Raw genomic sequence first — 23,538 nt, 5'->3', positions numbered from 1 at the left:
CCGCGAAAAACCCCGTGTCGTGGGGTGTTTCGGCGCACGCGGGGTGTTTCGGCGACTGTGGCTGACCCCCGCGGGTCAGGCCTGAGCGATCATCCGCTCGATCTCGTCCCGCGTCGCGGGCACATTGGGGAAGGCGGCGAGCCGACCGATCGGGAACGATCCGAGAACCTGAAGCGCTCCCTCGGACTCCGCTCCCGGCCCGAACGCGGCGGCGACGAGCGCACGCATCCGCTCACCCAGCACGGGGTGCGCCAGAAGCTCGGTGATGGATGAGTTGAGCGAGGCCGGGAGAACGAGTTCGTCCCCCGCGACCTCGGCCGAAGCAACCGAACGGATGTCGCGACTCGAGGCACCGACGTGCACCTCGTACTCGCCCCCCTCGACGACCCAGCGGTCCACGCGCACATCCCAGTACGCCAGGTCATCGCGCCGCACGATCAGCTCGACCTCACGCGTCTCGCCCGCCTCGAGTGCGACGCTCTGGAAGGCCTTGAGCTCGCGCGGCGCCCGCTGCACGGCCGATCCCGGCAGTGCCGTATAGACCTGAACCAGCTCGCGCCCCGCCCGCTCACCCGTGTTGGTCACGGCGATACGCACAGCCATGTCGCCGTCGGAGCGAACGGATGCGTGGGCGTCGCCGTAGGCGAACGTCGTGTACGACAGGCCGTGCCCGAAGGGGAACGTCACGTCGAGGCCGCGCTCGTCGTACCAGCGGTACCCGACGAACAAGCCCTCGCCGTAGCGCACGTGACCGTGCTCGCCCGGGAAGTTGCCGTACGAGGGGTTGTGCTCGAGCCGCACCGGGATGGTCTCGGCGAGGCGCCCCGACGGGTTCACCGCGCCGTAGAGCACGTCCGCCGTGGCCGAGCCGCCGGCCTGACCGAGCAGCCATCCTTCGATGATCGCGGGAACCCGGTCGGCGAAGGGCAACGCCACGACCCCGCCGTTCGACAGAACGACGACCGTGCGCGGGTTCGCCACCAGGACGGCGTCGAGCAGTGCGAGCTGATCCGCCGGCAGATCGATGTGCTCGCGGTCGAAGCCCTCCGACTCAGCAGACGCGGGAAGACCGAGAAAGACGACGGCGACCTCCGACGCGGATGCCGCGGCAACAGCCTCGGCGCGGAGCACGTCGGCATCACCCGAACCATCGAGGGCGAAGCCCGCCGCGTACGTCACGGCGCCCTCAGCCGCGTATTCGGCGAAGCCATCCCGGGCACTGTCGAGCCGGGTGGGGTTGATGAGCGATGACCCGGCGCCCTGGAAGCGCGGCGTCTCGGCGAAGGCACCGATGACAGCGACCTTCTGCTCGGCGGCGAGCGGCAGCACGCGGTCATCGTTCTTCAGCAGCACGATCGCCCGTCCGGCGACCTCGCGGGCCAACGCATGATGCGCATCGATGTCGAGGTGACCGTCGATAGCGGGCCGCCGACCGGCCTTCTGCACCAGGTCGAGCACGCGGCGCGTAACGATATCGAGCGCGGCCTCGTCGAGCGATCCGTCCCGCACGGCCGCGACGAGTTGCGCGTCGGTTGCTCCGCCGCTCGAGGGCATCTCGAGATCGAGTCCCGCGATGACTCCGGCGACGCGATCGTTGACGGCACCCCAGTCCGAGACCACGAGCCCCTCGAATCCCCACTCGTCGCGGAGGACGCTCGTCAGCAGCCACGGGTCCTCGGACGCATAGACCCCGTTGATGCGGTTGTACGAGCACATCACCGTCCACGGCTGTGCGCCCTCGATGGCGATCTGGAACCCGCGGAGGTAGATCTCGCGCAGCGGGCGCGGGTCGACATCGCTCGAGACGCGCAGACGGTCGGTCTCTTGGTTGTTCGCGGCGAAGTGCTTGAGCGACGCCCCGACCCCGCGCGTCTGGATGCCGCGGACGAGCGCGCCACCCATCACACCCGAGACGATCGGGTCTTCGGACATGTACTCGAAGTTGCGGCCGCAGAGCGGCGAGCGCTTGATATTGATGCCGGGGCCGAGAATGACGGCGACATTCTCGATGGCGGATTCGACACCCAACGCTTCGCCGACCCGTACCGCGAGCTCGGGATCGAAGGTCGCGCTGAGCCCGACGGCGGGCGGGAAGCAGGTCGCGGGCACGCTGTTCGCGAGGCCGACATGATCGTTGCCGTCGGCCTGTTTGCGCAGGCCGTGCGGCCCGTCGGTCATCATGATGCTGGGTACGCCGGCACGATCGATGGCCGTGGTGGTCCAGAAATCCGCCCCGCTCGTGAGCGACGCCTTCTCTTCGAGAGTCAGGTCGGCGACGGATGGCTGGGTGACGGAATCGGACATGTTCACTCCCTCGTGGATGGCGTGCGAACTTCATGCGTCATCAAAAGCGTATGCCGCTCGGTTTTTATTGGCAAGAGGCATCCGGTCTACGCTCTACCCATGAATCGACGAGGCTCCTACGCGAAGGGCGTTGCCAAACGCGAAGAGATCCTCACGACAGCGCTCGACGTGATCGCTCGCGAAGGCCTGCGCCGCACGTCGGTTCGAGAGCTGGCGGACGCCGCTGGCCTGAGTCAAGCGGGACTGCTGCACTACTTCGACAGCAAGGAAGAGCTGTACACCGCGATCCTCCGCAAGCGCGACGAGGTCGACCACGCGGCGCATGCGCCCCGGCCGGAGAGCGAGGGGGCACCCGGTGATGCTGCCGAAGCAGTGCTGGCATCCTTCCTCGAGATCGTTCGGCACAACGCGGATGTACCGGGCCTGGTGCAGCTGTTCGCGCACATCTCGGTCGACGCAGCAGCGCCCGAGCATCCGGCGCACGAGTTCTTCCTCGACCGTCAGCGCTACCTCGGGGAGCTCCTGATCCCGGCGATCACGACTCTCCAGGCCGAGGGGCGGATCGTCGATACCATCCCGGCTGCCACCCTCGCGACGGTCGTGCACGCTCTCGCCGACGGTCTGCAGACGCACTGGCTGCTCGATCCGAACCTCGACATGGCGGGAACGATCGACGCCCTCCTCGGCGCCCTCGACCCCCGACAGGAGACCACGCGATGAGCCCGGCCGCCCCCGAAGCACGCACGCTGCAGGGAGCCGTGCGTGGCATTCGTCACAGCACGGCCGGCGGCACCGGCGAGGCCTACCTCGGTATCCCGTTCGCCGAACCGCCCGTCGGCGACCTGCGCTTCGCCGCCCCCGCAGCTCCCCGCCCCTGGGCCGGGGTGCGTGATGCATCCGCCTACGGCCCCACTCCCCTGCGGCACGACTTCGCCGACACGACCCTGATTCCCGAACCGCCCGTCCCGGGCGATGCCACCTTGAACGTCAACGTCTTCACCCCGGCAGCCGATCCCGGCTCGCGCCTGCCGGTGTGGGTCTGGATTCACGGCGGCGGGTACACGACCGGTTCGCCTGCCAGCCCCTGGTTCGACGGTGCGGCATTCGCCCGCGACGGGGTCGTGACGGTCACGCTCTCGTACCGGCTCGGTTTCGACGGCTTCGGATGGATCGACGGAGCACCGCAGAACCGCGCCGTGCGCGACTGGCTCGCGGCCCTGGAGTGGATACGTGCGAACATCGGCTTCTTCGGCGGCGACCCCGACCGTGTCACGATCGCCGGGCAGTCGGCGGGTGGCGGTGCCGTCCTGACGTTGCTCGGGATGCCGTCGGCACAACATTTGTTCCACCAGGTCTGGTGCTCCTCCCCCGCCCTCGGCGACATCGCGGTGGATCGTGCTCGCGCGATCGGTGCTCGCCTCGCCGAGCACCTCGGTGTTGCGCCCGACCGAGAGGGCTTCGCCACGGTCGACCCCGAGGTGATCGTCGACGCCCAGGAACGCGCCACGCAAGAGCCGGACGCGAAGGGGCTCGCCGTCGCCCGCGGCCTGCTGCGCGACGGTGTCGGCTTCGGCCCGGTCGTCGACGGCGACCTGATTCCCCGACCGACGCTCGAATCCCTCCGCACGGGAGTCGGCGCCGATAAGCCACTCGTCATCGGCGCGAACGACGACGAGTTCACCATGATCACGATGGGTTCGAAGATCTTGCGGTTCGTCCCGGCGCGCCTCGCCCTGCGAGCTCTCGGCGCGAGCCGGCGGGTTGCCTCGGGCTACCTGAAAGGCAATCGTGCGGTTCGCAAACGGGGGGCCGGGCGGCTGGTGGGCCGGTACGTGACCGACCACACGTTCCGCGCGGGCGTGGCGCGCGTCGCCGACGCCCGAGCCATCGCAGCGGGGAGCACGGATGCGCCGACCGCCCGCACCTGGCTGTACCGACTCTCGTGGGTCTCGCCGACCCACGGCATCGCCCTGCACTGCCTCGATGTGCCCTTCCTCTTCGACGTACTGGATGCACCGCGGGTGAGCGCCATCGCCGGGGACGCTCCCCCGCGCGCACTCGCCGATTCGATCCACGGAGCCGCGGTGGAATTCATGCGCGACGGGGAACCCGGGTGGGCAGCAACATCCAACGGCAGACGCGGCGCCGCGCGGGTGTTCGACGTCGGAAGCTCATCTCCCGACGTCGTCTCGGACGCCTACGCCTCGGTGATCGCGCTCGGCTGACGCCGGATCTCGGCCCCCGGCATCCGTCTCGCCATCACCTCGATGGCGTCGGGGTTGTGATCGATCAGCACCGCACGCCGCCCCAGCCCACCGGCGACCGCGCCCGTCGTGCCGCTGCCCGCGAAGGGATCGAGCACGGCATCCCCCACCCGCGTCGATGCCGAGATGATGCGCCGCAGGATCCCCTCGGGCTTCTGCGTCGGATAGCCGGTCTTCTCGCGACCGGTGGTGGGCACGATCGTGTGCCACCAGACATCCGTCGGAAGCTTCCCACGCGCCACCTTCTCGGGGGTGACGAGTCCCGGCGCCATGTACGGCTCGCGGTCGACGGCGTCGGAATCGAAGACGTAGTTCGACGGATCCTTGACGTAGACGAGGATCGTGTCGTGCTTGGTCGGCCATCGGCTGCGCGATTTCGCCCCGTAGTCGTACGCCCAGATGATCTCGTTCAAGAAGCAGTCCCGCCCGAAGAGCGCATCGAGCGCGACCTTGGCGTAGTGCGACTCGCGGTAGTCGAGGTGGAGGTACAGCGTGCCGTCCGCCGCCAGAAGACGCCAGGCCTCGGCGAGGCGCGGCGCCAGGAAGTCCCAGTAGTCGGTGAAGCGATCGTCGTACGAGCGAAGAAGCCCGACGACCCGCTCGTAGTCGCGGCCGTGAAAACCGCGGAAGACCGGGGCGGTGCTTGCCACACCGCCTCCCTCGATGGGCTGCGGCCCAGCGGGGTTCTCGGTCACGAGGGGACGGGACGTGTGAACCGCTCGGCCCTGTACCCGACCCGTGTTGAACGGCGGGTCGAGATAGACGAGTGCGTACGAGGCATCCGGCATCGCTGCCATCGCCGCGAGGTTGTCGCCCTCGACGACGACGACGGATGCTCCGGGCTCCGCGTCGACGACGACCGCGTCCGGCGCCGCGTCGGTCACGGCACCCGGCGCAGCCAGGCGTCGGTCGCGAACTTGGACTCGACGAGTTCCTCAGCCTCGGTATATTCCTCGGCCGTGATATGCCCGGGCTCGGCACCGTAGAGGCGCGTGAAAGTTTCGATGAAACGCTCGATCACGACGTCGCGGGCGAGCCCGGTCTGCCGACGAAGCGGGTCGACCCGCTTCGCGGCAGATACCGTACCCTTGTCGCTCAACTTCTCGCGACCGATGCGCAGCACCTCGGTCATCATCTGGCCGTCGATGTCGTAGCTGAGCGTCGCGTGGTGCAGCACCCCGCCATTCGCGAGACGTTTCTGGGCCGCCCCGCCGATCTTGCCCGTGGGGCTCGCGATGTCGTTCAGCGGCTGGTAGGTCGCCTCGATGCCGAGCGAGCGAAGCGCCTGCAGCACCCAGTCGTCGAGGAACGCATACGAGTCGGCGAACGTCATGCCCGAGACGAGAGCCGCCGGAACGTAGAGGGAGTACGTGATGATCTGGCCCGCGGCCATCATCATCGCCCCGCCGCCCGAGATCCGACGGACGACGTCGAAGCCGTGCCGGGCTGCTCCTTCGGGGTCGACCTCATTGCGCAACGACTGGAACGATCCGATCACGACCGCGGATTCGTCCCATTCCCAGATGCGCAGGGTCGGTCGCCGCCGCCCGTCGCCGACACGCGCCGTGAGCACCTCATCGAGCGCGAGGTTCATGCGCGGTGAAACGGCCGGCTCGTGCACGACCTCCCAGTCGAAGTCGCTCCAACCGGGAGCCGTCACGAGCGCCCGCCGCACCGCCGTGCCGACGGACTCGGGCGTGAAGCCGAGCATCTGCGTCTCGGGCGGGAGAGCCGCGCGCACCGCCTTTGCGATCGTCGTGACATCCGCCGTATCGGGTAGCCCTCGCACGGCAGCGTCGATCGCTTCGAGGGCCGTGTCCGGCTCGAGGAAGAAGTCACCGGCCAGGTGGAAGTCCGAGATCAGGCCATCGCGCACCTCGAGGTCGACGACGACGAGCTTGCCGCCCGGAACCTTGTATTCGCCGTGCATGGCTCCAGACTAGGCGCGAACGGGAAAGCGCTTCTCGAGCCAGGCCAGCAGGTCGGCTCGGACATCGGCCTGTTGCACCTCGTTGAACACCTCGTGCCGGGCACCGGGGTAGATGAGCGTCGTGATGTCGTCGAGGCCGCTGCGGTCACGATAGGCACGTGCCAGGCGATGAGCGGATGCGGCGCCGCCCACCGTGTCCTCACGTCCCACCATGATCAGCACGGGCAGGTCAGCCGTCCGACGTTCGCGAAGCCCTCGCGCGGGGCGACCGAACAGGCGGGCGGCATCGATCGGGCCGAACAGCGCCAGCAGCGGTCGGTCCGTCGTCAGAGGGTCCTCTCCGAACGCGGCACCGACCGCGGGATCCGACGACAGCCACTCGCGCCCCGTCGCATCCGGTCCCTTCCAGGGTGCGTTGAGCGCACCGGCGTTGAGCGACCCCGGCCACCGCAGGGCGGTGCCCGTGAGCACAACGGCGTCGTATGCCTCGGGGTCGTCGTTCACGAGGATCTGGGCGAGGAAGGAGCCCCACGAGTGGCCCAGCAGCACGAGGGGAAGATCGGGGTTCTCGGCGCGGATCAGCTCGGTGAACTGCCTGAGCGCTGCGACGGTCGCGGGCATTCCCCCGCGCCCGAGCCGACCGAGCCGAGCGGGGTCCCCGTGCTGACGAATCCCCGTGCGGCCGTGGCCGCGGTGATCGTCGGCGTACACGATGTACCCGTTGGCGGTGAGCTGAGCGATCAGGGTGCCGTATCGACCCGCATGTTCGCCCACTCCGTGGAGCAGTTGGACGACGGCGCGCGGGGCGGTGGTCGCGGGATGGACGTCATAGACGATCGCGACGCCGTGCGCGTCGATGAACTCCGGCATGCGCCCGACTCTACCGGGGGCCCTCGCCGGCCACTCGAGCCGTTCCTCGATATCGTTAGCATGGGTAATGAGCTAGGCTAACTATTGAAATGGCCACCACCGATTCCGCCGCCCCCCGTGACGACCTCACCACGACGTCGCCCGGCCTCTACGAAGAGGCCTCCGCGCTACGCATGTCCGTGATGCGCTTCTCGCGCCGCCTCCGGGCGGAGCGCGCGGTCGACACGATGAGCGACGGACAGATCGCTGTGCTCGGCTGGTTGCGCATGAAGGGTCCGCACACGTTGGGCGAACTCGCTGAGCGCGAACGGGTGTCCGCCCCATCCATGAATCGCACGGTCAACTGCCTGGAAGAGTGGGGATACGTCACACGCACGCCCGACGAGGACGACCGCCGCAAGGTCAATATCGCCCTCAGCGATGCCGGGCACGATGTCATCACCGAAACCGCGCGTCTGCGTGACGCCTGGCTCGAGGCGACCCTCTCGGAATTCACGCCCGCCGAACGGGAGACACTCGCGCAGGCCGCAGCGCTGCTGGCACGGATATCCGAACGATGAGCGCGATGTTCCGATCTTTTTCGATCTTCAACTACCGGGTCTGGTTCATCGGCGCACTCGTCTCCAATGTCGGGGCGTGGATGCAGTCGACTGCCCAGAACTGGGTCGTCCTGACACAGTTGACCGACAACGACGCCACCGCCGTCGGCATCACGATGGCTCTGCAGTTCGGACCACCCCTGCTGCTCGTGAGCGTGACGGGATGGGTGGCCGACCGGTTCGAGCGGAGGCGGCTGCTCATGCTCACCCAGAGCATCCTGTTGCTGCTCGCCATCGCGCTGGGAGTCTTACTCCTCGTCGGCGCCATGACCCTGCCCCTGATGTACGCCTTCGCGCTCGCGCTCGGCGTCGTCATGGCCTTCGACAATCCCGCACGTCAAACGTTCGTGACCGACCTGGTCTCGCGCGAGAACACCTCGAACGCCGTCGCCCTGAACGCGGCCTCGTTCAATGGCGCCCGCCTGATCGGCCCCGCCGTGGCCGGACTGATGATCGTCGCGGTCGGCACGGGATGGGTGTTCCTCGTCAACGCGGTCACCTTCCTCGCGACCGTGATCGCCCTCCTGCTGATCCGCCAGGGCGAACTCGTGCCCCGCGCCGTATCGCGCGCCGGATCGCGAATCGCCGACGGCTTCCGCTACGTGCGCGGCCGGCCCGATCTGATCGTCGTGTTCGTGATGGTCTTCCTCGTGGGCGCGTTCGGCATGAACTTCCCGATCTTCGCGTCCACCATGGCGCTCGAGTTCGGTCAGGGAGCCGACGGCTTCGGTCTTCTCTCGTCGATCCTCGCGATCGGTTCTGTGGCCGGCGCGCTGCTCGCCGCCCGGCGCGACCGGGCACGCCTCCGGGTCATCGTGCTGGCGACCATCGGATTCGCCCTGGCATCCGCGACATCCGTCCTGATGCCCACGTACTGGACGTACGCCGCGACCCAGATCCTGGTGGGCCTGTCGATCGTGACGATGCTGACGACGGCCAATGGCTACGTGCAGACGACGACCGAACCGAGCCTGCGCGGGCGCGTCATGGCCCTCTACCTCGCGGTCATCATGGGCGGCACACCCATCGGCGCACCGATCGTCGGCTGGGTCGCGGCCGAACTCGGCCCGCGCGCGGCCATCCTCGTCGGCTCCGCCGCAGGTCTGACGGCGTTCATCATCGGGGTGACCTGGCTGCTGGCCTCGGGCCGTCTGCACCGCCACCGCACGCGCCGGTTCGGCCTGTCGCTCGACCACACGCGTCCCATTTCGGTCGTCACGGACGCGAACCCGACCCGGGCCTGACCCGCCGACGCGCGAATTGCATCTTATGGTCGAAATTCGGCTCGGATAACGACCACAGGACGCAAGTCGGAGGCCCGAGGCCTTGGATCAGGCTTCGCGGGTGATCGTGACGCGCACGAACAGCTGGCTCTTGAACGGTCCCGCGTACACACCGCGCAGCGGCGGTACGTCGTTGTAGTCGCGGCCACGCCCGACGAGCACGTGACGGTCGCCGATCTCGATGTTGTTGGTGGGGTCGAACCCCTGCCACTCGCCGGCGAACCACTCCACCCAGGCGTGAGATTCGCCCGTGACGGCGACACCGACCGCAGCGTCGGGCTTCGGGTGCAGGTATCCCGACACGTACCGCGCGGGGATCCCGACGGAGCGCAGCGCCCCGAGAGCGATGTGCGCCATGTCCTGACAGACGCCCTTGCGGGCCTCCCACGCCTCGGCGCCCGTCGAGTGCACCCCGGTCACGCCGGACATGTACTCCACCGCGTCGCCGATCGCGACGACGATGTCGTGTGCCGCTCGGCCCGGGTCATCGTGCTGGGAGGCGATGGTCCGAGCGATCTCGGCGACATCCGGATGGGGCATCGTGCGGTTCGTCTGGGTCAGCTGCTCGACCGTTTCGATCGATCGAGCCGCCTCGACCGCGAGCCGCTCCCACGTGATGCCACTGTGCTCGATGGGCCGCGGGCGGACCTCGACGAGGCTGCGAGCGGTGATCTGCAGGTCGGCATGGGGCGAGAGCACGTCGAAGGCGCTCACCCGGGTGCCGAAGTAGTCGACGTAGGTGTTGACGGATGTCGAGGGCTCGATATCGAGCGACGAGCTCAGCACGAACTGGCTATCCGTGGTGCCGGGAAGCATCCGAGCCTCGTTGTACGACGCCGAGACATCCCCCTTGTATGAGAAGCCGGTCGCGTGCTCGATCCTCAGGCGCTTCACGAGATCTCTCCGATCCAGCTCGGCTCCGCCTGCGTCGGGAAGAACCGGGCGCGGATCGCCTCGGACGCCTCCCGTGTGACGCGCTGCACCCGATCCATGTGCCGCGGCAGTTCTCCGAGGATCTCGCCGATGGGCCGGTATTCGAGGTCGTTACGGATCTGCCCGAGCGCCCGCAGCACCGTGTTGGAGTGGCCGACGCGATCTTCGCGGGGGTCGATGGCGCTCATGCAGTCCTCGGCACGCTGGATGGAGTAGATGATCGACCGCGGGAACAGGCGGTCGAGCAGAAGGAATTCGGCGGCGTTCTTCGCACTCGGCATGCCGCGGTACGTCCGCAGATACGCCTCGTAGGCGCCGCACGATCGCAGGATCGTCGTCCACGACGGACCGGACGCCTCGGTCAGAGACCGCGTCGCGAGCAGACGTGCCGTCATGTCGGCGCGCTCGATGCTCCGCCCGAGCGTGAAGAACTGCCACGACTCGTCTCGGCTGGTCGACGAGTCGACGATACCGGTCGCGAGGGCCGCGCGCTCGCGCACCCACTGGAAGAACTCGTGCACCTTGTCGGTCTGCAGGCGGCGAGGCATCCGGGCGCTCGTGGTGTTCAGAACCTCCCAGAGCTCGGTCGAGACGATCTCGCGGGCACGACGGGCGTTCTCCCGAGCCGCGGTGAGCGAATAGGCGATGCTCGCGGGGTTCATGCGGTCGACGGCGAGTCGCGAAAGCACGTCTTCGCGGCGGACGCTCTCGGCGGCTGCCGGCGCCGTCGAACCCATGACCGTGAGCATGGCGCGGCAGGCCGTCTCTTCGTCGATCCAGGGGTCTTCGAGCAGGAGCTGCAGGTGGACGTCGAGGATGCGCGCGGTTCCGTCACTGCGCTCGATGTAGCGGCCGATCCAGAACAGGCTCTCGGCGATGCGGCTCAGCATGAGCCGTCCTTTCCGGTCACTGAGCAGCGCCCGCAGGGCGCGTGTCGAAGTGCGGCGATGCGGCTCAGCATGGCGCTTCCTCCCCGCTCTGCTGCTGCTGTTCCTGCTGTTCGGAGCGGTTGCGCGGGCGATCCTGCGGCGAATGCGTGACCTCGGACTGCTCCTCGTCGCCGTCCTCGGCGTAGATGATCGAGATCGACTCGGTGATGGTGGATGCCTGGTCGGCGACCAGTCCGGCCATGCCGTGTCCCTGGCCATATTCGATGTGGGTCGGGGCGGAGCCGCCGACGATCCAGGTGTCCTTCGATCCGCCGCCCTGGCTCGAGTTGACGACGAGTTCACCCTCGGGCAGCGCCACGCGGGTCAGCCCGCCGGGCAGCACCCAGATGTCGTCGCCGTCGTTGACCGCGAAGGGCCGCAGGTCGGCGTGACGCGGACGCATCCCGTCCTCGACCAGCGTGGGGATGGTCGACAGCATCATCACGGGCTGCGCGATCCAGCCGCGGGGGTCGGCGATGAGGCGCTTGCGGAGCTGATCGAGTTCGGCGCGCGAGGCATCCGGCCCCACGACCAAGCCCTTGCCGCCCGACCCGTCCACGGGCTTCACAACCAGCTCGGGCAGTCGATCGAGCACCTCTTCGAGCGCGCCCGGGTCTTCGAGGCGCCACGTGTCGACGATCGGCAGGATCGGCTCTTCCGAGAGGTAATAGCGGATCAGGTCGGGTGTGTAGGTGTAGAGCAGCTTGTCGTCGGCGACGCCGTTGCCGACGGCGTTCGCGATCGTGACGTTGCCGAGCCGCGCGGCGAGCATGAGGCCGGGGGAGCCGAGCATCGAGTCGGCCCGGAACTGCAGGGGGTCGAGGAAGTCGTCGTCGACGCGGCGGTAGATGACATCGACCCGACGCGGACCCCGGGTCGTCCGCATGAAGACCTTGCCGCCGGCGCACAGCAAGTCTCGGCCTTCGACGAGCTCCACACCCATCAGCCGGGCGAGCAGCGTGTGCTCGAAGTACGCCGAGTTGTAGACGCCGGGGGTGAGGACGACGACGTTCGGCTCGTCGATTCCGGGCGGGGCGGATGCCCGGAGCGCAGCGAGCAGCTTGTTCGGGTAGTCGCCGACCGGTCGGACCCGCATCGAGACGAACAGCTCCGGCAGCGTCTGTGCCATGACCCGGCGGTTCGAGATGACGTAGCTGACACCGCTCGGTACACGGACGTTGTCTTCGAGCACACGCATCTGGCCGTGCTCGTCGCGGATCAGATCGATTCCCGAGACCTGGATGCGTACGCCGTTGGCGGCATGGATGTCGTGGGCCTGGCGATAGAAGTACTGTGACGAGGCGATCAGCTGAGCCGGGATGACCCCGTCGCGGACGCAGTTCTGCCGACCGTAGGCGTCGTCCAGGAACGCCTCGAGAGCACGGACGCGCTGCTTGATTCCCGCTTCGACATGCGACCACTCGTCGAAGTCGATGATGCGCGGAACGGCATCCAGGGGGAACGGTCGCTCCTCGCCCGCGAAGTCGAACGTCACGCCCTGCGCCAGATACGAGCTCGCGAGGGAGTCGGTGCGTCCGCGCAGCTCTTCCTGAGTCATCCGCGCGAGAGCCTGATAGAGCTCGCGGTACGCCTGGCGAGACTCTGCGAGGGCTCCCGGATGCTCCGGCCCGCCGAACATCTCGTCGTAGGCGGGAAGGCCTCCGGCTGTCTTCCGCGGCGCAAGAGTCGAGCCGTAGCCGTCGAAAAGGTCACCCATGCCCTGAGCCTAGTCCGGGCCGTGTTGCCGCGATGTTTCAGTCCCGGCGCGGCCCGCACAGGTCGGCGATGCCTCATAGCGAATGCACTGCTCAGCCCCGCCCGCCGCGGAGTGGGCGCACGTAGGCTCTGACCATGACGCAGAGCGAGCGGCAACCGGGCCGTGTTTCGGCGGGTTGGGCCGGCATCGCCGCCGTCGCATTCGGGGCAGGTCTCGGCGAGTTGGCAGCGGCGATCACCTCCCCCACGGCCAGCCCAACGGCGAGCATCGGCTCCCTCATGATCGACCTCGCCCCACCGTGGGCCAAGGATCTGGCGATCGCTCTCTTCGGCACCCTCGACAAGATCGCGCTGCTCACCGGCATCGCTGTGGTCCTCGCGCTCGTCGCCGCCGCGGCGGGTCTGATCGACACGCGACGACCGCCCTGGGGCCGCGTCATCGTTCTGGCTCTCGGCGCGTTCGGTGTCCTGGCCGCCATGACCCGGGCGAACGCGACGGGGATCTCGTGGCTGCCCTCGGTGATCTCGGCCGCGGCGGCCGCGATCGCGCTCGGCATGATCGTCCGGCGGCTCCCGTGGCGGACCCCGGCGAGTACGGCGGGCACGGATGCGCCGAGCACTCCTGTGCGGGACGGTGCCGATCCGGACCGACGCCGGTTCCTTGTCTGGAGCGTCGGGGCCGCGGTGATCGGAGGCTTTGCTGCCGTCGGTTCCACCGTGGTGCGCTCGGGCAGCCGTGCCTCGACGGCCGTTCGTGACGCCATCCGTCTTCCGACTCCGGCGACCACGGCGGCACCGGTGCCGACGAGCGCCGAGCTGAACATCGAGGGCCTCACCCCCGTCATCACGCCGAACGACCAGTTCTACCGCATCGACACCGCGCTGATCGTGCCACAGGTCGACCCTGCCGAGTGGTCGCTGCGCATCCACGGGATGGTCGAAGAAGAGGTGACGATCGGCTGGGACGAGCTGCTCGCGCTTCCCCTGGAAGAGAGCGTCACGACGCTGACCTGTGTCTCGAACGAGGTGGGCGGAGACCTGATCGGAAACGCCCTGTGGCTTGGCTATCCGATCCGCCTCCTGCTTGAGCGCGCACGCCCACAGGCCGGTGCCGACATGGTGCTCTCGCGCTCCGTCGACGGTTTCACGGCGAGCAGCCCGATCGAGGCACTGACCGACGACCGCAACGCGATTCTCGCGGTCGGGATGAACGGCAACCCCCTGCCCGCCGAGCACGGTTTCCCCGTGCGGATGGTCGTCCCGGGCCTCTACGGCTACGTCTCGGCGACGAAGTGGGTCGTTGAGATGGAGGTCACAACCTTCGCCGACGCGACCGCGTACTGGACCGACCGCGGGTGGTCCGAACTCGGCCCCATCAAGCTGCAGTCGCGCATCGATGTCCCCCGCAGTGGCTCGGTACTCGCGGCCGGTGACACGGTTATCGCCGGGGTCGCGTGGCAGCAGCACGTCGGTATCGCGGGTGTCGAGGTCCAGATCGATGGCGGCGACTGGCAGGACGCGACGCTTGCCACCGCGATCTCGGACGACACGTGGGTGCAGTGGAGTCTGCCGTGGGCAGCGACATCCGGAGAACACACGATCCGCTGCCGCGCGACGAACGTCGACGGCGAAACGCAGACGAGCGACGTGCAGGGCGTCGTGCCCGATGGCGCGACGGGCTGGGACGAGCTGAGCATCAACGTGAGCTGAGTCTCGAAGCGACGGGGCTCAGCCCGCGAGAACGACCCGCAGCTGCTCGACCGCCCAGTCGAGCTCGGTCGCCCGGACAACGAGCGGCGGGGCGATCCGGATGGTCTGTCCGTGCGTGTCCTTCACGAGCACCCCGCGCGCAAGCAAGCGTTCGGCGACCTCGCGGCCCGTGCCGAACGCCGGATCGATGTCGACACCGGCCCACAGTCCCGCCCGGCGCACGGAGGTCACGCCGGAGCCGACCAGCTCGGCGAGCTTCACCCCGAGGTGTTCACCCAGCGCGAGGGCACGCTCCTGAAACTCACCCGACGCGAGCATCTCGACGACCCGCAGACCGACCGCGGCGGCCAGCGGGTTACCGCCGAACGTCGACCCGTGCTCGCCGGGCCGGATGACTCCCAGCACGTCGGCGTTCGCGACGACAGCAGAAAGCGGCAGGATGCCGCCACCGAGCGCCTTGCCGAGCAGGTACACGTCGGGTACAACGCCCTCACGATCGCACGCGAACGTCGTGCCGACACGGCCGAGGCCGGACTGGATCTCGTCCGCGATCATGAGCACCCCGTGGCGCTCCGTGATCTCACGCACGGCGCGCAGGTAGCCCTCCGGCGGCACGATCACGCCCGCCTCACCCTGGATCGGCTCGATCAGCACGGCCGCGGTGCTCTCGTCGATCGCGGCCTCGATCGCGGCCGCGTCGCCGAACGGAACGTGCACGAAGCCGGGCGCGAACGGCCCGAAGTCATCGCGCGCCTGCGGGTCGTCGCTGAAGCCGACGATCGTGGTGGTGCGGCCGTGGAAGTTGCCGTCCGCGACGATGATGGTTGCCGCATCCGGGGTGATGCCCTTGACCCGATACCCCCAGGCCCGCGCGACCTTGATGCCGGTCTCGACGGCCTCGGCACCCGTGTTCATCGGCAGCACCATGTCTTTGCCCGCGAGCTCGGCGAGCGCCGCGGCAAAGGGACCGAGCCGGTCGTTGTGGTACGCCCGACTGGTCAGCGTCAGGCGATCGAGCTGCTCGTGCGCGGCCTCGAGGATCGCCGGATGTCCGTGGCCGAAGTTGAGCGCCGAGTAGGCCGAAAGCAGGTCGAGGTAGCGTTTGCCCTCGACATCCGTCACCCACGCCCCCTCGCCCCGCGCGATGACGACCGGCAGCGGGTGGTAGTTGTGGGCGAGGCGTTCGTCTTCGAGCGCGACGACGCGGATGCTGGCGGTGTCGAGATTCGTCATGATGCGCGGCCCCTCTGCTTGTCTGCAGCGCGAAGTTCCAGCGTGCAGCACTTGATCCCGCCGCCGCCGAGCAGCAGTTCGGACAGGTCGATCAGGATCGGGTTGTAACCCCGCTCGCGCAGTTGGGCCTCGAAGCCCGTCGCGCGGGGCGAGATCAGCACGTTCAGTCCGTCACTCGCCGAGTTCAGGCCGAAGACATCACCGTCCGCCTCCGAGACGCGGATGGCGTCAGGGTACCGCTCGGCGAGAATCGCCTGGCTCGCGGAGTCGAACGCCTGGGGCAGGTAGGCGATGGTGGCGTGGTCGGGTCCTCCACGCTCGGCACCCTGCACGGGGTCGAGCACGGCGATCGCGGTGTCGAGGTGATAGAACCGGGGGTCGGTGAGCGTCAGGCTCACAACCTCGCGCCCGAAGACGTCGCCCACCTCGCGGTGACTGTCGCCCGTCGAGCGAAAACCCGTTCCGGCGAGGATCGTCTCACCGACGAGCAGGAAGTCGCCCTCGCCCTCGTTGACCTCGACGGCCTCGGCGAGCTCGAACCCGTTCGCGGCGAACCAGGCGTTGAAATGCGCGGCTTCGGGTGCCCGCTCGACGAAGTGGAACTTCGGCCCGTACACGACGCCGTCGATCAGGAATCCGCCGTTGGCCGTGTAGACCATGTCGGGCAGCCCCGGCACGGGATCGATCAGCTCGACCTCGTGGCCGAGCGCGATGTACGTGTCGTAGAGGGTCTGCCACTGCCGCAGCGCCGTCTCGGTGTTGGTCGGGCGGCTGGGCTCCATCCACGGATTGATGCTGTAACTGACCGTGAAGTGGTCGGGCCGACACATCAGGTATCGGCGGTGCTGCGCGGTGCGGACGATGCGCGGGGCCTGCGTGTGGGCGGCTTCCGCTGCGGGGGAAAGGGGGTGCGTCGACATCTCTGCTCCTTGTAGAGGTGCGGCGGACGCTGTCCTGAGGTTCGGCGGCCCTTCGACTCGGGTTCCCGGGGAACGGCGAGGAAAGGTCGGCACGAACACGCCACGGGCATTCTCTCACCCCGGGCGTTCCGCGCGCGATCACCACCCCCAGCGTCCATGTCCCACTTCCGCTCGGTATGGCGGGCGGAATCACCGCAAAGTGGGACATCCCTGAAGCTGATGTCCCACTTTCTCCCGCTATAGCGGGCCGAAAGCGAGGAAAAGTGGGACATGACTCCCGTCGCGCGACCGCTCACCCGGCCATGACGACGACCTTGCCGACCGTGTGCCCCGCGTCGACGTGCGCGAGCGTCGGCCAGGGCATACGTCCGCTCGATCACCGGACGCAACCGACCCTCGACGACCAGCGCGAGAAGCTGACGGGTGATGTCAGGCTTGGCGGTCGCCGCGAGAGGCTTGAGTCGCGGGCCTGGCGTGAGCGAGAGCAGCCCGGCGCGGAGCATCCGTCCGAGGGGTCCGAGAACCCGGCCACCCTCGCCCGACACCAGGATGACGCTGCCCCCGGGAGTGACAAGGCGGCGAAGGGCACGCAGCGGGGCGCGGCCCACGATGTCGATGACGGCGTCGAAGGATGCCGCGGGCAACTCGGCCGGTGAAGCCCCGGCGTCGACCCGCACGTAGTCGAACGTGCGCGCGGCCCCGAGATCGGCGACGAGTCGCTCGTTACGGGCCCCGCAGATCGCCCACACCTCGGCGCCCCGGAGTGCGGCAAGCTGAACCGTATAGGTGCCGACTCCCCCGCTCGCCCCGACCACCAGCACGCGGCGGCCAGCCCCCACCCGACCGCCCGCGAGGTCGAGGGCCTGCCAGGCCGTCCCTGCAGAGACGGGCAGCGCGGCAGCCGCGACCGCATCGATCGCCGCCGGTCGAGCCACGACGCGACCGGCCGGCGCGATCGCGTACTCGGCAAGCCCGCCGCCCGGCAGCTCGCCGACGACCTCATCGCCGACAGCGGGAGCGTCCACCCCCGGCCCGATCGCAGCGACCGTGCCCGCGACATCCATCCCGCGCGTCGCGATCTTCGGTCCGCGCAGCCCGAAGAAGGCCCGGACCAGCAGCGGCTCGCCGCGCATGATGTGGACGTCGCCCGCGTGTAGGGCCGTGGCCCGAACGCGCACGAGAACCTCGCCCGCGCCCGGCTCGGGCACCGGGACGCGCGCCGACTGCACGGTCTCGGGGCCGCCGTAGGCCGGCTGACGCCAAGCCGTCATCGTTTCAGGGACCGATGGATCCGTCATGATCTTTCCTTCGCAGAGGGGTCGGCGGGGTACTGGAAGATGTCGTCGAGTCCGACCGCGAAGACGCGCGCGATCTGGAATGCGAGTTCGAGGCTCGGTGAGTACTTGCCCTGTTCGATCGCGATGAGGGTCTGTCGCGTCACCCCGATCTGTGCGGCGAGTTCGGCCTGGGTGAGACCTGCCCCCTCGCGGATGATCCGGATCGAGTTCGTCACCCGCGTGGGTTTCACCATCAGACGAGCCCCCGCCGATAGGCGATGATGCTCGCGATTCCCCCGACGAAAGCCGAGAGGGCGAATCCTGCGAACATCGTGTTCGCGATCCAGAACCAATCCACCCGGAGCGCGCTCTGCACGATCACGCCGAGTCCTGCGACCACCATGAACGCCTGTCCGACGCGGCCGCCCATGTGGGCGATGTCTCGATCGCGTTGATCGGATTTTCCGACGCCGTCGCGATCGCGCATGCCGGCGAGGACCCCCCACAGGATGCTGATCACGATGGAGGCGACGATGCTCCCGAGGATCGTCCACAGCATGATCGGCCACCACACGACGTCGGTCAGCGGACCGTCGCCGGCCTGCTGCAGCACCAGCAATACGTAGACCCCCACGCCGATCACGCTGACGATGAGCCCGACCCAAGTGTTGCGTTCTTCGTAGACCACGATCCGCTCCGATGTTTAGAATTGTTGACATCGTCACGGTACTGTGACCGCGCATCGCATGTCAAGTTTTCTTGACATGCGCCGAGAGCGAGACGGAAACCGACCCGAAATCCTGCCAGGCTATGAAGATGCCGCGCCGTACCGCCGACGAAACTCGGGCCCTCATCCTCGAGGCAGCCATCCAGTTGCTGCTCGAACGAGGGGTCACCGCGGGCGTGCAGCACGTCCGACTGCAAGAGGTGCTGCGCTCCGTCGGCCTCACCACAGGCGCGGCGTACCGGATCTGGACCGATCAAGACGACTTTCACCGCGATCTCGCCGTCGCTATGGTCGGCGTGCGGTTCGCCCCGCCGGTCACGAGCGCGACGATCGCCATCAAGGACATCGTGGCCGCAAACGGGCCACTTGAAGAGGTCGTGCGCGCGGCGGCGCTCGACCAGGTCACCTATTCGTCCAAGTTCCACCTCGAGCCCGAATCCCGCGACTCCCACGCATTCATCACGGCCCTCGCCCTCCGAACCGCGGCGGGCGCCTGGCCCGAGCTCCGTGCGGCGAGCGCCGTTCGCCATCGCGAATCGATCGACGCGTTCGCCGAGTTCTACGGCGCGCTGCTTCGCCACTACGGACGACGGATGCGTGAGCCCCTGACGATCGTCGACTTCACGGAGGCGATGGCGGCGCTCGGCGAGGGCTTCGCCATTCGCGCCGCGGAGGGCTTGAACCATCCGACATACGACATCCCCGAGGGGGCGGACGTACCGAGCGGCGAGTGGACACTGTTCGGCATCAGCATCCTCGGCATGATCGAGGGCTTCACCGTTCCGCTCGAGGATCCCGCCGACGGATCCGCTCGAGCCTGAGAGCGTCCCCCGGCCGCCCGACTCAGATTGCGGGCGGCCGGGGTCGCTGATCACTCAGCGAGAGAGACCCGCCGTCGAGCCCGAATCCGGACGGCGTTACTCATCCCCCCACAGCAATAGTTGTGGGTGATCGGAGCAAGGTCTAGAAAGATAAATTCTTTATCTTTTCGCGATCCCCGCGCTGAGAAGCCTTAGATGACGGCTTCACTCCACGGGTCGGGCGTTCCGAAGCGATGGGCCGTGATCGAGATCGACTGCTCACGCAAGAACGGCAGCAACTCGATCCGGGCCGCGGTCGTCACTTCGTCGGCATACACGGCCAGGTCCGGGTAGCCGCCCGTGGCTTCCGCGAGGGCCGCGGTGAGGGACGCGACCGCCCCCGGCGATCCGACCAGACGCGCGCGCGGCTCCGGGGCGACAGCCACGTCGTCCGCGCCCGCCGAAAGCAGAGACGCCGCCACGACCTCGGCCGCGCGCTTCGCCATCCGCTCGATCCACTGCTCGTCGGTTTCGACGCGCACCTCCACATCCAGCTCGGACAGGACACGACGAACGGCCGGCGGTAGCGCGACTGGGACGCTCAGCGAGAAGCGTGACCGAGCACGAACACCGGCCAGCACCACGCGCAGCACGGCACGCCAGTCGGCGTCGCCCGCCGCGCGTACGGCGACGGGGACGGGGCGGTATCGGAAGAGGTTGCGCTCGACGCCGAGGCGCGAGACATCGCGCACCTGCCCGAACTCGCGATCCCACGAGATGGCATCCGACAGGGCTGCGCGGCGCACCCACTCGAAGGCCTCGTAGTCGAGCGTGGCCTGAGCCGCCTCGATGATCGCGGTCAGGCGCGAGTCGAGCCCGCGCAGGTGCAGCGACGTCGAGCGCGCACCGCCCGCCGACGGACGCCACGACCCGAGGCCCACCAGATAGTTCGGTCCGCCGGCCTTCGTTCCGGCGCCGACCGACGAGCGCTTCCAGCCACCGAACGGTTGGCGCCGCACGATCGCGCCCGTGATGCCGCGGTTGACGTACAGGTTGCCGGCTTCGACACTCTCGAGCCACCGCTGCAGGTCGGCCGGGTCCTGCGTGTAGAGCCCGGCCGTCAGCCCGTAGTCGACGGCATTCTGCAGCTCGATCGCCTGCTCGAGCGACCCGGCGCGCATGATTCCGAGGACGGGGCCGAAGAACTCCTCACGGTGAAAGCGCGACCCCGCTTCCACACCGGTACGGATGCCGGGGGTCCAGAGCCGCCGTTCGGCATCGAGCGGCCGTGGCTGCACGAGCCAGCGCTCGCCGTCGTCGAGTGTCGTCAGTGCCCAGTCGAGCTTGCCCGTCGGGGGCTCGATCAGGGGTCCGACATCGGAGCGCGGGTCCTCCGGCATCCCGATCCGCAGCGACGCAGTCGCATCGACGAGCTGGCGGGCGAACCGACGGGACCGCGCGACCGGGCCGACGAGAATCGCGAGGCTCGCGGCCGAGCACTTCTGTCCGGCATGACCGAATGCGCTCCGCACCAGGTCGCGTGCCGCGAGATCCAGATCCGCGGTCGACGTGATGATCATCGCGTTCTTGCCGCTCGTCTCCGCGAGCAGGGGCAGATCGGGGCGCCACGAACGGAAGAGCGCCGCCGTTTCCCACGAACCCGTCAAGATGACCCGATCGACGCCGTCGTGCGTGACGAGCTGCCGCCCGAGTTCGCCCTCCTCGATATCGACGAGGGCGAGCACGTCACGGGGAACCCCGGCGTCCCAGAGGGCGTCGGCGAGCACAGCGGCGCAGCGCCGCGCCTGGGGCGCCGGCTTGAACACCACGGCGGATCCGGCGGCGAGCGCCGCAAGCACACCACCGGCGGGGATCGCGAGCGGAAAATTCCAGGGCGGTGCGACCAGGGTCAACCGCGCGGGCACGAAGACGGCGCCGCTGACGGCGTCGAGTTCGCGGGCGGATGCGGCGTAATAGCGGGCGAAATCGACGGCTTCGCTGACCTCGACGTCCGCCTCCGCGAACACCTTCCCCGTCTCGGAGGCGGCGACCTCGATCAGGTCCCCGCGACGGGCTTCGAGAACGGATGCGGCGCGCTGCAGAATCGCGGCGCGCTCAGCGGCAGACCGTGCGCCCCAGGCGCCGCCCGCGTCGCGCGTCCGAGCGACGAGATCGTCGAGCCGCGGTTCGGAGTCGACCCGGGCGGCGAGGATCGTGCGGATTCCTGCCTCGGAGCCGGGTACGCGGGCCAGGATGTCAGCCGCCCACAGGCGCGTCTCGAGGAGGGACGGGTCGGAGTCTCGGGCGTTCGAGAACCGCGCATTCGAGATTCCGAGAGCCGCCGCATCCGCGTCCTTCTCACGCGGCGCGTAGACGGCGGTCTCGATGAGGTCGTCGCTGAACCGGAAGGGCGAAGGCGCGAGGGCGTCGAACTCGCCGAGCGTGCCCGCGTTCGCCCCCTCGGCGATGCCGAGCACGACCTGCGTGAGCCCTGCTTCGGGTTCCGCGGGCGCGGGGCGACGAATGGCCGGCAGAGTTTCGTCCAGGTCCACATCACCGGGAACGGAGGGTTCACGGGTGACAAGGTCGGCCCGCGGACGACGGCGCGGACCGGTCGGCAGGGAGGCCTCGGATGCACGCGCGATGGACGATCCGAAGCGCGCTCGTTCGCGCTGCCACAGGGCCGGGTCGTGGTGGAGGTCGAAAGCGGCGGAGAGGAAGTTCTCGCTCGACGCGCTCTCTTCCAGGCGACGGACGAGGTAGCTGATCGCGACGTCGAACTCGTCGGGGCGGACGACGGGAACGTAGAGCAGCACCCGCCCCACTTCGCGCTCGACCGCCTTGACCTGTGCCTGCGCCATCCCCAGCAGCATTTCGACGTCGACGTCGTCCCGCACACCGCGCTCGCCGGCGAGCAGCCAGGCGTAGGCGATGTCGAACAGGTTGTGCCCGGCGATTCCCAGCCGCACGGCGGCCGTCGCCTCGGGGCGGAGAGCCTCGTCGAGGCAGCGCAGGTAGTTGGCGTCGGTGTCGAGCTTGCTGTCGTAGGTGGCCAGCGTCCAGCCGTGCATCACGGCATCCACCCGCTCCATGGCGAGGTTTGCGCCTTTGACCAGGCGCACCTTGATGCGCGCACCCCCCGCCGCGACGCGGACACGGGCCCACGCCGTCAACTCGCGCAGGGCAGGAAGGGCATCCGGCAGGTAGGCCTGCAGCACGATGCCCGCCTCGAGCGAGGTCAGGCGCGGGTCCTCCAGCAGGCGCGTGAACACCGCGATCGTCAGGTCGAGGTCGCGGTACTCCTCCATGTCGAGATTGATGAAGGTGCCATCCTGTGCCGCACTGAGGTAGAGCGGCAGCAGGCGCTCCACGACCCGCTCGACGGTGTCGTCGAACGCCCACATCGATACGGAGGAGACGATCGCCGAGACCTTGACCGAGACGTAGTCGACGTCCGGGCGGAGGATCAACTCGTGAATGCCATCGAGCCGCCGCCGCGCCTCGGCCTCACCCAGAACCGCCTCGCCCAGCAGGTTGAGGTTCAGACGCGACCCGTCGGCGCGTAGCCGCTCGATCGCGGGACCCAGCTTCGCCGGGCGCGCGTCGACGACGAGGTGGCCCACCATCTCGCGCAGCACGCGCCGCGCGATCGGCACGACCGGGCTCGGCAGGGCGGGCGCGACCTGACCGCCGAGGCGCACGGCGGCGCGGAGGTACCAGGGCAAGAACTCGGGCACGAGCGGGGCGACTCGGTGCAGGTGGGATGCCGCGGCCACCAGGCTTTCGGGGCGCATGACGCCGTCCACGAACCCCACGGTGAAGGGCAACCCATTGCGGTCACCGAGGATCCCGGCCAGGCGGCGCGCCGCCGGGTCGACAGCACCCTCGGCGGACTCCGCGACCCACTTCTCGGCCAGGCGCACGGCCTCTGATTCGCGCGCATCCGTCCGCTCGGACGAGGCGTCATTCGGCTCGAGCTCAGGCATTTCCTCAGCCTATGTCCGTGCCCTCGGCCGGGCCCGGCTCACCTCGGCGCGTCGATC

The 23,538-nt window shown here is 68.8% G+C and carries 19 protein-coding genes; 6 read left to right on the top strand and 13 right to left on the bottom strand.

The window, feature by feature from the left end; genetic code table 11:
• Nucleotides 1-75: 75 nt before the first annotated feature.
• On the bottom strand, nucleotides 76-2,304 hold the full coding sequence (locus CGU34_RS16670; RefSeq protein WP_100814741.1) for a glycoside hydrolase family 3 C-terminal domain-containing protein: 2,229 nt from the start codon (nucleotides 2,302-2,304) through the stop codon (nucleotides 76-78).
• Nucleotides 2,305-2,403: 99 nt separating this feature from the next.
• Between CGU34_RS16670 and CGU34_RS16665 the strand changes: the two genes are divergently transcribed.
• Both CGU34_RS16665 and CGU34_RS16660 read left to right on the top strand, forming a co-directional pair.
• Nucleotides 2,404-3,024, top strand: a complete 621-nt coding sequence (locus tag CGU34_RS16665) for a TetR/AcrR family transcriptional regulator (RefSeq protein ID WP_100814740.1) — start codon at nucleotides 2,404-2,406, stop codon at nucleotides 3,022-3,024.
• Entirely contained in the window at nucleotides 3,021-4,529 is a 1,509-nt protein-coding gene (locus CGU34_RS16660; protein ID WP_100814739.1) for a carboxylesterase/lipase family protein, read from the top strand. Before CGU34_RS16665 ends, CGU34_RS16660 begins: the two co-directional genes overlap by 4 nt.
• Here CGU34_RS16660 and CGU34_RS16655 read toward each other — a convergent pair.
• From CGU34_RS16655 to CGU34_RS16645, 3 genes are read right to left on the bottom strand one after another with little or no spacing between them, the layout of a single operon-like run.
• Complete coding sequence (locus CGU34_RS16655) at nucleotides 4,502-5,470, bottom strand: DNA-methyltransferase (protein ID WP_370651871.1); 969 nt, start codon at nucleotides 5,468-5,470, stop codon at nucleotides 4,502-4,504. The genes CGU34_RS16660 and CGU34_RS16655 overlap by 28 nt on opposite strands.
• Nucleotides 5,449-6,498 (bottom strand): lipoyl protein ligase domain-containing protein, encoded by a 1,050-nt coding sequence (locus tag CGU34_RS16650; protein WP_100814738.1) that lies wholly within the window; start codon nucleotides 6,496-6,498, stop codon nucleotides 5,449-5,451. Before CGU34_RS16650 ends, CGU34_RS16655 begins: the two co-directional genes overlap by 22 nt.
• 9 nt (nucleotides 6,499-6,507) lie before the next feature.
• Entirely contained in the window at nucleotides 6,508-7,368 is an 861-nt protein-coding gene (locus CGU34_RS16645; RefSeq protein ID WP_100814737.1) for an alpha/beta fold hydrolase, read from the bottom strand.
• An 89-nt stretch (nucleotides 7,369-7,457) separates the two neighbouring features.
• Here CGU34_RS16645 and CGU34_RS16640 point away from each other — a divergent pair, with 89 nt between their 5' ends.
• Both CGU34_RS16640 and CGU34_RS16635 read left to right on the top strand, forming a co-directional pair.
• Nucleotides 7,458-7,928: a MarR family transcriptional regulator gene (locus tag CGU34_RS16640; protein WP_100814736.1), complete on the top strand. Its 471-nt coding sequence runs from the start codon at nucleotides 7,458-7,460 to the stop codon at nucleotides 7,926-7,928.
• Nucleotides 7,925-9,211, top strand: a complete 1,287-nt coding sequence (locus CGU34_RS16635; RefSeq protein WP_051513916.1) for an MFS transporter — start codon at nucleotides 7,925-7,927, stop codon at nucleotides 9,209-9,211. Before CGU34_RS16640 ends, CGU34_RS16635 begins: the two co-directional genes overlap by 4 nt.
• An 87-nt stretch (nucleotides 9,212-9,298) precedes the next feature.
• Here CGU34_RS16635 and CGU34_RS16630 read toward each other — a convergent pair whose 3' ends face one another.
• From CGU34_RS16630 to CGU34_RS16620, 3 genes are all read right to left on the bottom strand, one after another.
• Complete coding sequence (locus CGU34_RS16630; protein ID WP_036300709.1) at nucleotides 9,299-10,144, bottom strand: transglutaminase family protein; 846 nt, start codon at nucleotides 10,142-10,144, stop codon at nucleotides 9,299-9,301.
• On the bottom strand, nucleotides 10,141-11,073 hold the full coding sequence (locus tag CGU34_RS16625; protein WP_036300707.1) for an alpha-E domain-containing protein: 933 nt from the start codon (nucleotides 11,071-11,073) through the stop codon (nucleotides 10,141-10,143). Before CGU34_RS16625 ends, CGU34_RS16630 begins: the two co-directional genes overlap by 4 nt.
• Nucleotides 11,074-11,137: 64 nt before the next feature.
• On the bottom strand, nucleotides 11,138-12,829 hold the full coding sequence (locus CGU34_RS16620) for a circularly permuted type 2 ATP-grasp protein (RefSeq protein ID WP_100814735.1): 1,692 nt from the start codon (nucleotides 12,827-12,829) through the stop codon (nucleotides 11,138-11,140).
• A gap of 134 nt (nucleotides 12,830-12,963) precedes the next feature.
• Between CGU34_RS16620 and CGU34_RS16615 the strand changes: the two genes are divergently transcribed.
• Nucleotides 12,964-14,538 (top strand): molybdopterin-dependent oxidoreductase, encoded by a 1,575-nt coding sequence (locus tag CGU34_RS16615; protein WP_051513914.1) that lies wholly within the window; start codon nucleotides 12,964-12,966, stop codon nucleotides 14,536-14,538.
• Between the two features lie 18 nt (nucleotides 14,539-14,556).
• On the opposite strand, the gene rocD is transcribed toward CGU34_RS16615, so the two are convergent.
• The 5 genes from rocD to CGU34_RS16590 are packed head-to-tail and all read right to left on the bottom strand — an operon-like array spanning nucleotide 14,557 to nucleotide 18,656.
• Complete coding sequence (gene rocD, locus CGU34_RS16610) at nucleotides 14,557-15,771, bottom strand: ornithine--oxo-acid transaminase (RefSeq protein WP_036300679.1); 1,215 nt, start codon at nucleotides 15,769-15,771, stop codon at nucleotides 14,557-14,559.
• The gene (gene ddaH, locus CGU34_RS16605; RefSeq protein WP_373457234.1) at nucleotides 15,768-16,601 is read right to left on the bottom strand and encodes a dimethylargininase; all 834 of its coding nucleotides are present in this window, start codon (nucleotides 16,599-16,601) and stop codon (nucleotides 15,768-15,770) included. The genes rocD and ddaH overlap by 4 nt, the downstream gene beginning before the upstream one ends.
• Nucleotides 16,601-17,989, bottom strand: a complete 1,389-nt coding sequence (locus CGU34_RS16600) for an NAD(P)-dependent alcohol dehydrogenase (protein ID WP_232711722.1) — start codon at nucleotides 17,987-17,989, stop codon at nucleotides 16,601-16,603. Before CGU34_RS16600 ends, ddaH begins: the two co-directional genes overlap by 1 nt.
• Nucleotides 17,986-18,222: a helix-turn-helix transcriptional regulator gene (locus tag CGU34_RS16595; RefSeq protein WP_036300676.1), complete on the bottom strand. Its 237-nt coding sequence runs from the start codon at nucleotides 18,220-18,222 to the stop codon at nucleotides 17,986-17,988. The genes CGU34_RS16600 and CGU34_RS16595 overlap by 4 nt, the downstream gene beginning before the upstream one ends.
• Nucleotides 18,222-18,656, bottom strand: a complete 435-nt coding sequence (locus CGU34_RS16590; protein WP_036300673.1) for a hypothetical protein — start codon at nucleotides 18,654-18,656, stop codon at nucleotides 18,222-18,224. The genes CGU34_RS16595 and CGU34_RS16590 overlap by 1 nt, the downstream gene beginning before the upstream one ends.
• Nucleotides 18,657-18,784: 128 nt before the next feature.
• Here CGU34_RS16590 and CGU34_RS16585 point away from each other — a divergent pair, with 128 nt between their 5' ends.
• On the top strand, nucleotides 18,785-19,516 hold the full coding sequence (locus CGU34_RS16585; protein WP_036300696.1) for a hypothetical protein: 732 nt from the start codon (nucleotides 18,785-18,787) through the stop codon (nucleotides 19,514-19,516).
• A 191-nt stretch (nucleotides 19,517-19,707) separates the two neighbouring features.
• Here the strand turns inward: CGU34_RS16585 and CGU34_RS16580 are convergent, their stop codons facing one another.
• Entirely contained in the window at nucleotides 19,708-23,481 is a 3,774-nt protein-coding gene (locus CGU34_RS16580; protein WP_100814734.1) for a proline dehydrogenase family protein, read from the bottom strand.
• Between the last annotated feature and the right edge of the window lie 57 nt (nucleotides 23,482-23,538).

Origin of the sequence: Microbacterium lacus (assembly GCF_002812805.1) — a bacterium.
Taxonomy (GTDB): Bacteria; Actinomycetota; Actinomycetes; order Actinomycetales; family Microbacteriaceae; genus Microbacterium; species Microbacterium lacus_A.
Note: the sequence above shows the minus strand (reverse complement) of the source record. Positions and strands in the feature narration are given on the sequence as shown.